Below are 1,182 nucleotides of genomic sequence, written 5' to 3' on the forward strand. Positions count from 1 at the left end.
TTGTCTGTGAAAAATTCTTCTTTTAATTTTATCCAATAATATCTTTTGTTTGTTGCCATATCTGCTCCTTTCTTGATTTTCGATAATCGAAATTCTTGATTTCCGATTTTCGAAATTCTGGACTTCTGCTTTTCGGAAGTCTTGTTATTATGGTTATTTAAGGGTGTAACTTTTCGTTACTCCCTTAGATTTCTCTGGTCATATCTTTTTTGCTTGGTTTTACTTTTTCTTTTACTTTCCTTTTGACTTTCTCTTTTGTCTTATCCTTGTTCTTGGATAGGTCTTTGTATTTCTTTATTTGTTTTAGGATACTTTCTTTTTCTTTTTTATTTTCCTTGGCTATGACTTGTTTAAAGACATATTCCATCACTTTTATGTCTTTGGCTTGGAAAAATACTTCATAGTTTTGGCTTTCTTTGTTTTTCATTACTGAGAAACTTACTCCAAGTTTGTTTAGTTCTTTTTTTAAGTCTTTGAGGCCGCTTTGATCTATGCTTATATTTTCTAGTTGTCCTTTTTTATATAGGTCTTTTAGTTTCATTTCATCGCCAATAAGACTTTTGATGTTTCCATTTGCTTTTTCTAAAGTTTCATTCATCTTTTTTCTTATTTCTTTGTCTAAGTTGATTGACTCTTTTGCTGCCTTTATTGTGTATGTTATTATGGTTTGTGCTGCTTGACCTGCTTCTTTGCTTATTTCTTCGTTTATCATGTTTTCTCTCCTTTGTTTGAATTAAAAAAGGGAAGTATAGGCTTTAATTTTTCTATACTTCCCTTTGATTGTTTTTATTTTATTTTTCTCGGTGGTGGAATGCTTTATTTTGATGTTTTTATGGCTTTCTTAGGTATTTGTACCTTTTATTGTTTTTCTGCTCTTATCTTATAGGATAAGCTGTTATAACATGATCTTTATTATTTCTACTCATTTTCAGGTAAACCCCAAAAATCATAATCAGCTTTAATAATCTTATCCTTAAAAATCGTAATATAATATGAATGGAAATTATTGCTAAGTTCTTCTAATAATTTTTCCTTACTTTTTTCGATGTTACCATCAAAATCTAAAAATCCATACTCTAGATTGTCCATTGACTGAACTGTTTCAATAATTTTTTTGTAGATATAATCATTTTCCTGAATGTCGTTACCTATATAAGGTAAATTAATATATAATTCAAATGC

At 28.6% G+C, this 1,182-nt stretch carries 2 protein-coding genes; both read right to left on the reverse strand.

The window, feature by feature from the left end; all coding sequences use genetic code 11:
- Positions 1 to 184: 184 nt before the first annotated feature.
- Entirely contained in the window at positions 185 to 712 is a 528-nt protein-coding gene (locus HMPREF2933_RS05255) for a PcfB family protein (protein WP_070654313.1), read from the reverse strand.
- 206 nt (positions 713 to 918) lie between these two features.
- A partial coding sequence (locus HMPREF2933_RS10100; protein WP_186821707.1) for a hypothetical protein occupies positions 919 to 1,182 on the reverse strand: 264 nt, incomplete at its 5' end.

Source organism: Streptococcus sp. HMSC066F10, assembly GCF_001813805.1.
Lineage (GTDB): Bacteria > Bacillota > Bacilli > Lactobacillales > Streptococcaceae > Streptococcus > Streptococcus vaginalis.

Bases quoted from the DNA above. Each gene is read 5' to 3' on its own strand.
- HMPREF2933_RS05255 (WP_070654313.1), bottom strand. From the start codon at position 712: ATGATAAACGAAGAAATAAGCAAAGAAGCAGGTCAAGCAGCACAAACC.